8 protein-coding genes are annotated in these 7,824 nt (G+C 64.2%); 4 read left to right on the top strand and 4 right to left on the bottom strand.

Going from position 1 to position 7,824, the window contains the following annotated elements; all coding sequences use genetic code 11:
* Together EN742_RS16450 and EN742_RS16445 are read left to right on the top strand one after the other, a co-directional pair.
* Positions 1–473: ABC transporter permease subunit (locus EN742_RS16450; protein ID WP_128333033.1), on the top strand; the 473-nt coding region annotated here is incomplete at its 5' end.
* Positions 474–514: 41 nt separating this feature from the next.
* Complete coding sequence (locus tag EN742_RS16445; RefSeq protein WP_127405883.1) at positions 515–1,486, top strand: ABC transporter substrate-binding protein; 972 nt, start codon at positions 515–517, stop codon at positions 1,484–1,486.
* Between the two features lie 40 nt (positions 1,487–1,526).
* Here the strand turns inward: EN742_RS16445 and EN742_RS16440 are convergent, their stop codons facing one another.
* The gene (locus EN742_RS16440; RefSeq protein WP_127394149.1) at positions 1,527–1,985 is read right to left on the bottom strand and encodes an Lrp/AsnC family transcriptional regulator; all 459 of its coding nucleotides are present in this window, start codon (positions 1,983–1,985) and stop codon (positions 1,527–1,529) included.
* A 124-nt stretch (positions 1,986–2,109) separates the two neighbouring features.
* On the opposite strand from EN742_RS16440, the gene EN742_RS16435 reads away from it, so the two are divergent.
* Together EN742_RS16435 and EN742_RS16430 are read left to right on the top strand one after the other, a co-directional pair.
* Positions 2,110–3,393: a cystathionine gamma-synthase family protein gene (locus EN742_RS16435; RefSeq protein ID WP_127405882.1), complete on the top strand. Its 1,284-nt coding sequence runs from the start codon at positions 2,110–2,112 to the stop codon at positions 3,391–3,393.
* Between the two features lie 143 nt (positions 3,394–3,536).
* Positions 3,537–3,977, top strand: a complete 441-nt coding sequence (locus EN742_RS16430; RefSeq protein ID WP_126053859.1) for a CHRD domain-containing protein — start codon at positions 3,537–3,539, stop codon at positions 3,975–3,977.
* Between the two features lie 67 nt (positions 3,978–4,044).
* Here the strand turns inward: EN742_RS16430 and EN742_RS16425 are convergent, their stop codons facing one another.
* The 3 genes from EN742_RS16425 to EN742_RS16415 all read right to left on the bottom strand — a co-directional run bounded on the left by EN742_RS16425 (position 4,045) and on the right by EN742_RS16415 (position 7,822).
* The gene (locus EN742_RS16425) at positions 4,045–5,694 is read right to left on the bottom strand and encodes a thiamine pyrophosphate-binding protein (protein WP_128333032.1); all 1,650 of its coding nucleotides are present in this window, start codon (positions 5,692–5,694) and stop codon (positions 4,045–4,047) included.
* Positions 5,691–6,866 carry a CaiB/BaiF CoA-transferase family protein gene (locus EN742_RS16420; RefSeq protein ID WP_128333031.1) on the bottom strand — a complete coding sequence of 392 codons (1,176 nt, stop codon included), beginning with the start codon at positions 6,864–6,866 and terminating at the stop codon, positions 5,691–5,693. Before EN742_RS16420 ends, EN742_RS16425 begins: the two co-directional genes overlap by 4 nt.
* A gap of 83 nt (positions 6,867–6,949) precedes the next feature.
* Entirely contained in the window at positions 6,950–7,822 is an 873-nt protein-coding gene (locus EN742_RS16415; RefSeq protein ID WP_189375373.1) for an alpha/beta hydrolase, read from the bottom strand.
* Between the last annotated feature and the right edge of the window lie 2 nt (positions 7,823–7,824).

Raw genomic sequence — 7,824 nt, 5'->3', positions numbered from 1 at the left:
TCTCGGCGCTGCCGATCATCGGCGTGGCGCCGATCATGGTGATGTGGTTCGGCTTCGACTGGCAGTCAAAGGCGGCGGTCGTCATCATCATGACCTTCTTCCCGATGCTGGTGAACACGGTCGCCGGGCTTGCCGCTTCTGGCCACATGGAGCGCGACCTGATGCGCACCTATGCGTCGGGCTATTGGCCGACGCTCATCAAGCTCAGGTTGCCGGCCGCCGCTCCCTTCATCTTCAACGCGCTGAAGATCAACTCGACGCTTGCGCTGATCGGAGCCATCGTCGCGGAGTTCTTCGGCACGCCCGTCGTCGGCATGGGATTCCGCATTTCGACCGAAGTCGGGCGGATGAATATCGACATGGTCTGGGCCGAAATCGCAGTTGCAGCACTGGCGGGTTCGGTCTTTTATGGCGTGGTCGCTCTTGTCGAGAGAGCCGTCACGTTTTGGCATCCCTCTGTCCGTGGTGGATAGGGGCGGTGGGTTTAAGGGTGCTAACTTCAGAGGGTAAAAACATGAAAAGACTGATTATTCCTGTCCTGGCCGGCGCGATGTCGCTGGCCGCTTTCCAGGCGATGGCGGCCGACAAGGTGACGCTGCAGCTGAAGTGGGTCACGCAGGCCCAGTTCGCCGGCTACTATGTCGCCAAGGCAAAGGGCTTCTATGAGGCCGAGGGCCTCGACGTCGACATCAAGCCGGGCGGTCCCGATATCGCGCCCGAGCAGGTGATCGCCGGCGGCGGCGCCGACGTCATCGTCGACTGGATGGGCGGGGCGCTCGCCGCGCGCGAAAAGGGCGTGCCGCTGGTCAATATCGCCCAGCCGTTCAAGAAGGCCGGCATGGAACTGGTCTGCCCGAAGGACGGCCCGATCAAGACCGAAGCCGACTTCAAGGGCCACACGCTCGGCGTCTGGTTCTTCGGCAACGAGTATCCGTTCTACGCCTGGATGAACAAGCTCGGCCTCAAGACCGAGGGCGGCCCGGAGGGCGTCACCGTGCTGAAGCAGAGCTTCGACGTGCAGCCGCTGATCCAGAAGCAGGCGGACTGCATCTCGGTCATGACCTATAACGAGTACTGGCAGCTGATCGACGCCGGCTACAAGCCGGAACAGCTCACCGTGTTCAACTACTCGGCCATGGGCAACGATTTGCTCGAAGACGGGCTCTATGCGTTGGGAGACAAGCTCAAGGATCCGGCCTTCGAGGACAAGATGGTGCGTTTCGTGCGCGCTTCGATGAAGGGCTGGAAATATGCCGTCGACAATTCGGATGAGGCGGCCGGCATCGTCATGGACAATGGCGGCCAGGACGAGAACCACCAGAAGCGGATGATGGGCGAAGTCGCCAAGCTGATCGACAATGCCGATGGCAAGCTGATTCCGGAAGCCTATGAGCGCACCGCCAAGGCGCTGCTCGACCAGAAGATCATCACCAAGCAGCCGGAAGGCGCGTACACGACGGCGATCACCGACAAGGCGATCAAGTAGGCCGGCTGAACGCTGACATGCTGATCTCGAGAACGGCGCCTCAGAGGCGCCGTTCCTTTATGGTGTTCATGACGAAGCTGGTCTCGATCGAGGCGACGCATTTCAGCCGCGCGATCTTTTCCTTGATGAAGCGCTCGTACTGCTCGAGGCTTCCCGCCACCACCTTCAGCACATAGTCGCGCGAACCGGTGACGAGGTGGCATTCCAGCACCTCATCCCAGCCGCGGATCGCCTCCTCGAACATGACGATCTCGTCCTCGTTCTGGCGGCTGAGCCGGATGGTGGCGATGGCGACCATGCCCCAGCCGAAGGCGGCCGGATCGACCAGGGCGGTGTAGCCCCTGATGACGCCGGCTTCCTCCAGACGCCGCACGCGCCTCAGGCAGGGCGACGGCGACAGACCGATCCGCTCGGCAAGCTCGTTGTTGGTGATGCGGGCGTCGGCTTGCAGTTCACGCAGGATCTTGCGGTCGAAATCGTCAGCTATCTTCTGCTGCACTTTTGGTCTCCTCAGGCAATTCATTGCGCGAACGCAGCCATGCGAGCCCAAAAATAGCAAGGACTGCATGATGGGGATGGCATAAATTGCGGTACGACACTCCTCGAACAGCAGGAAAATAGCCATGACCGCGCCGCGCCCGTCGAAAACCCACATCGGCAACCACAAGCTCCATCCGGAGACGCTGATGCTGAGCTATGGCTTCGATCCGCAGCTTTCGGAGGGCGCGGTCAAGCCACCGGTGTTCCTCACCTCGACCTTCGTGTTCAAATCGGCGGAAGAGGGACGCGACTTCTTCGACTACACCTCCGGCCGCAAGGAACCTCCGAGCGGCACCGCTTCCGGTCTCGTCTATTCGCGCTTCAACCATCCCAACAGCGAGATCGTCGAGGACCGGCTGGCGGTCTATGAGGGCACGGACGCCTGCATCCTGTTCTCGTCCGGCATGTCGGCGATCGCGACGACCCTTTTCGCCTATGCCCGTCCGGGTGACGTCATCCTGCATTCGCAGCCGCTCTATGGCGGCACCGAGACGCTTCTGACGCGCACGCTCGCCGGCTTCGGCATAGAGGCTGTCGGCTTCGCTGACGGCGTCGACGAGGCGGCGGTTGGCGCGGCCGCCAATGCTGCCAGGGCCAAGGGCCGCGTGTCGGTCATCCTGATCGAGACGCCGTCAAATCCGACCAACAGCCTTGTCGACATCGCGCTGATGTGCAGGATCGCCGACGAAATCGGCGCCGGGCAAGGGACGAAGCCGATCATCGTCTGCGACAACACGCTGCTCGGCCCGGTGTTCCAGCGGCCGATCGAACACGGCGCCGATGTCTCCGTCTATTCGCTGACCAAATATGTCGGCGGCCATTCCGACCTGATCGCCGGCGCCGCCATGGGCAGCAAGGCGGTCACCAAGCCGATCAAGGCGCTGCGCGGCGCGATCGGCACGCAGCTCGACCCGCATTCCTGCTGGATGCTCGGCCGCTCGCTCGAGACGCTGTCGATCCGCATGGAACGCGCGAACGACAATGCGCGCCTTGTCGCCGAATTCCTGCGCGACCATGCCAAGGTGGAGAAGGTCCACTACCTGCCGTTCCTGGGCGAGGATACACCTTCGGGCCGCACCTACCGGGCGCAGTGCAGTGGCGCCGGCTCTACCTTTTCCTTCGACATTCGCGGCGGGCAGAAGGCGGCGTTCGCCTTTCTCAACGCCCTGCAGATATTCAAGCTGGCGGTAAGCCTCGGCGGGACGGAATCGCTGGCCAGCCACCCGGCGGCGATGACCCATTCGGGCATTCCCTTCGAGGTGCGCCAGCGCATCGGCGTGCTGGAGACCACGGTCAGGCTGTCGATCGGCGTCGAGCACCCGGACGACCTGATCGCCGACCTCACGCAGGCCCTGGCAGCCGTCTGATCAGCGCCTTCGTGGAATCCAAAAGGGGCGGGCAACCGCCCCTTTTAGCCGTGCTGTCAAATCGGCGTTACTTCCGGGAAACATCCGCTCCTCAAGCCGTTGTGGCGGTGCATCCATTCCGGGATGTCACAACGGAGGTCTCCATGCGCATTCAACCCCTCACGCCGATGTTCTCGGCGCTGGCCATTTCCGCGTCTATCCTGCTTGCCTTTCCTGCCTTGGCCGAAACGGTGAAATACACGGCGACGCTCGATGGCGGCCAGCAGAGCCCGCCTGTCACCACCAAGGGCAAGGGAACCGCCACATTCACCTTCGACACCGCCAAGAAGAAGCTGAGCTGGAACGTCAAATATTCCGGCCTCAGCGGACCGGCGACGGCGGCACACATTCACGGCCCGGCCGCGATGGGCGCGAACGCGGGACCCGTAATCCCGTTCAAGAAGCTCAAGAGCCCGATCAAGGGATCGGCCACGCTGACCGATGCGCAGGCGGCAGACCTTGAGGCCGGCAAGTACTACGTCAACGTCCACACCGCCGCCAACAAGGACGGCGAGATCCGCGGCCAGATCGAGAAGGCTATGTAAGACGCAAAGGGCGGTTCATCCCCTTTGCGTGCAGCCGGCAGAAGGTCAGCAGGCTGCCCTTTCGCGTCTAGCTCTTGTCGCGTATCTGCGTCAGCGTGCGGGTCGGCGTGATCGCCTCGGGATCGAGCCTGATCTCGACGATCGCCGGCTTGCCGCTGGCGCGCGCGCGCTCGAAGGCCGGCGCGAAATCGGCGGTCTTCGCAACCGTCTCGCCGTGGCCACCATAGGCGCGGGCAAGGGCGGCGAAGTCCGGGTTCTTGAGGTCAGTGGCGACGACGCGGCTCGGATATTCCCGCTCCTGATGCATGCGGATCGTGCCGTAGATGCCGTTGTTGACGACGATGACGATGATCGGCAGATCGTACTGGACGGCGGTGGCGAACTCCTGCCCGTTCATCAGGAAGCAGCCGTCGCCGGCGAAGGCGATGACTTCGCATTCCGGGTGCAGCGCCTTGGCGGCGACCGCGGCCGGCGTGCCGTAGCCCATCGAGCCGGAGGTCGGCGCCGCCTGCGTACCAAAACGGCGTGAGCGATGGAAGCGATGCACCCAGGTGGCGTAGTTGCCGGCGCCGTTGGTCAGGATGGCGTCGTCGGGCAGCACCTTTTCCAGATAGTTCATGATCGGTCCCATCTGGACGGAGCCGGGGCCGGTTTCCGGCGGCGTCGACCAGTCGAGATAGGCGGCATGCAGCTTGACCGTCTCGCCCGCCCAGGCCGGCGCAGCAGCGGACTTGCGTTTCGAGAAGCCCTCGACAAAGGCGGAAGGTGAGGCGTTGATCGCCAGTGCCGGCCGGTAGACGCGGCCAAGCTCGCCCGCGTCGGCGTGGACATGGACCAGTGTCTGGTCGGGGTAGGGACTTTTCAGCAGCGTATAGTCGGAGGACGGCATCTCGCCCATGCGGCCGCCGATGAGCAGCACGAGGTCGGCCTGCTTGATGGCGGTGGCCAGCTTCGGGTTGATGCCGATTCCGACATCGCCGGCATAGTTCGGATGCAGATGATCAAACAGCATCTGGCGGCGGAAGGAGCAGCCGACCGGCAGCGACCATGCTTCGGCGATGCCTTGCATATGCGCAACGGCATCGGCGTCCCAGCGGGTGCCGCCGAGGATGACGAAGGGGCGTTTGGCCTTGGCCAGAAGCTTTTCCAGCGCGTCGAGTTCGGCCTCGCCGGGACGCGTCTCGACCGGGGTATGCGGAAGCGCCGCCGGCGCCTCGACGACGCTGGTCAGCATGTCCTCGGGCAGCGAGATGACGACCGGGCCGGGACGGCCAGACGTCGCCACCGCGAAGGCGCGGGTGACGAATTCGGGGATGCGCGAGGCATCGTCGATCTCGACCACCCATTTGGCGATGTCGCCGAAGAAGCGCTTGTAATCGACCTCCTGGAAGGCCTCGCGCTCCTTGGCGTGGCTGGCGACCTGGCCGATGAACAGGATCACCGGGACCGAATCCTGCATGGCGATGTGGATGCCGGCCGAGGCGTTGGTGGCGCCGGGACCGCGGGTGACGAAGCAGATGCCGGGCTTGCCGGTCAGGCGGCCCTGGCAGTCGGCCATCATCGCGGCGCCGCCTTCCTGGCGGCAGACGATGGTGCGGATGGGCGAGTCATGCAGCGCGTCGAGCACGGCCAGATAGGATTCGCCCGGCACGCAGAAGATGCGGTCGGTGCCGTTGGCTTCAAGCGCCTCTACGATCAGTTGTCCGCCGGTTTTCATCGTGCTGATCTCTCCAGTTCGGCCAGGATTTCCTCAGTGTGCTCGCCAAGACGCGGCGAGGGGCGCTCATAGACGAGCGGCGTGCCGGACATCACCATCGGCGCGCGCACCGAGGGCAGGCGATTGCCGTGGCCGTCGTCGAGGTCGAGCCGCATGCCGCGCGCGATGGTCTGCGGATCATCGAACATCTGGCCGATCGTGTTGATCGGGCTCGCCGGCACGCTGGCCGCTTCGAGCTTCGCCAGCAGCGGATCGCGATCCAAGGCCTCGAGCGCCTCGATGATGCGCTCGCGCAGACTCGCCCGGTTGGCGACACGGGCGGGGTTGGTGGCAAAATCCCGGTTCGATGGCAGATCGTCGAGACCGACCGCCGCGCAGAATTTTTGGAACTGGCCGTCATTGCCGACGGCCAGGATGATGTGGCCGTCCCTGACCGGCAGCACCTCGTAGGGCGCGATGTTCATATGCGCGTTGCCCATCTGCACCGGCGACTTGCCGGAGACCAGATAGTTGAGGTTCTGGTTGCCGAGCGCCGAGATCTGGCTGTCGAACAGCGCCATGTCGATATGCTGGCCCTCGCCGGCCTTCTCGGCATGGCGAAGTGCCGCCTGGATGGCGACCACCGAATAGAGGCCGGTGAAGAGGTCGGAGATGGCGACGCCGGCCTTCTGCGGCTCGCGGCCGGCCTCGCCGGTGATCGACATCATGCCGGCCATGGCCTGGATGATGAAATCATAGCCGGCCCGTGGCGCATACGGCCCGTCCTGGCCGAAGCCGGTGATCGAGCAATAAACGAGGCGCGGGTTGATCTTCTTCAGGCTCTCGTAGTCGAGGCCGTATTTCCTCAGCCCGCCGAGCTTGAAATTCTCGATCAAAACGTCGGCCGTGGCGACCAGGCGGCGGAGCGTATCGGCGCCCTCGGGCTTGGAGAAGTCGATGGCGATCGAACGCTTGCCGCGATTGCAGGAGTGATAGTAGGCGGCCGACAGGTTCTCGCCGTCATGGCTCATGACGAAGGGAGGGCCCCATTTGCGGGTGTCGTCGCCGCCGTCGGGACTCTCGACCTTGATGACGTCGGCGCCGAGATCGGCCAGCAATTGCCCCGCCCAGGGCCCGGCGAGGATGCGGGCGAGTTCGATAACGCGTATGCCTTTCAGCGGAGGCTCGGCCATGGATCACCGTGTTGGGTCGAAAACGCAGCCTCTATCAATCCCGGCCGTCCCTGTCACGGCCCATGCAATAGGCCACGCCGGGATCAGGATTTCAGAACGCTGTCCGTCCATGCAGCGAAATCGGCCATGACGATGTCCCGGTTGACCTCGTTCAGGCTTTCGTGGCGGGTCTCCGGGTAAACCTTTGAAACCAGATTCGAAAAGCCCATCCTCCTTATGCGCCCGGCGAGGTGGTTGACCGCCTTGCCATAATCCGAGGCGGGGTCTTTCTCGCCGCCGAGCAGATTGATGGGGAGGGTGCGGCGCACGCCGGAAAAATTGCCGTCGCTGCCGCCGTAAATCGCCATCTGGACGACGTCCCGCCACATCGACACCGAGGCATCCCAGCCGCACAGCGGATCGGCGACGTATTTCGCCACCTCCGCCTCGTCGCGCGACAGCCAGTCGAACAGGGTCTTGTGGTTGGGCACGGCCTTGCCCCAGGCCTGGAAGGTCAGCCTCGGCAGCAGTCGCGACGGTACGTCGGAACCCAGCCGCATCCTCTCCCAGCCCAGGATGGCCAGCGCCAGCTGACTCAGCAGGCCCTGGGAGAAGTTGCCATTCCAGATCGCGGCGGCATGGACGCGCGCCGAATGACGCAGAAGGAAGTTCAACGCCACCGACGCGCCCATCGAATGGCCGAAGAGGATGACCGGCACGCCCGGGTGCTCGCCGGCGATCAGGTCGTGGATGGCGGTGACATCGGCGATGACCTTGGCGCCGCCATCGACATCGGCGAATTTGCCGAGCGGCGCATCCGGCGCCCTGGTCGCGCCGTGGCCGCGATGGTCCTGCACATAGACATGACAGCCGCGCTCGGCGAGGAAATCGGCGAAGCGGGCATAGCGCGCCGCATGCTCGGCCAGTCCATGATTGATCTGGACGACGGCGCGCGGCTGGCCGCTCGTCTCCTTCACAT

The organism is Mesorhizobium sp. M4A.F.Ca.ET.020.02.1.1, from assembly GCF_004022645.1.
In the GTDB taxonomy this organism is placed as follows: Bacteria; Pseudomonadota; Alphaproteobacteria; order Rhizobiales; family Rhizobiaceae; genus Mesorhizobium.
This window is presented reverse-complemented; position numbering and strand designations above follow the sequence as displayed.

Excerpts from the sequence above, each read along its gene's own strand:
- EN742_RS16445 (WP_127405883.1), top strand. The coding sequence starts at position 515 with ATGAAAAGACTGATTATTCCTGTCCTGGCCGGCGCGATGTCGCTGGCC.
- EN742_RS16435 (WP_127405882.1), top strand. The coding sequence starts at position 2,110 with ATGACCGCGCCGCGCCCGTCGAAAACCCACATCGGCAACCACAAGCTC.
- EN742_RS16430 (WP_126053859.1), top strand. The coding sequence starts at position 3,537 with ATGCGCATTCAACCCCTCACGCCGATGTTCTCGGCGCTGGCCATTTCC.
- EN742_RS16425 (WP_128333032.1), bottom strand. The coding sequence starts at position 5,694 with ATGAAAACCGGCGGACAACTGATCGTAGAGGCGCTTGAAGCCAACGGC.
- EN742_RS16420 (WP_128333031.1), bottom strand. The coding sequence starts at position 6,866 with ATGGCCGAGCCTCCGCTGAAAGGCATACGCGTTATCGAACTCGCCCGC.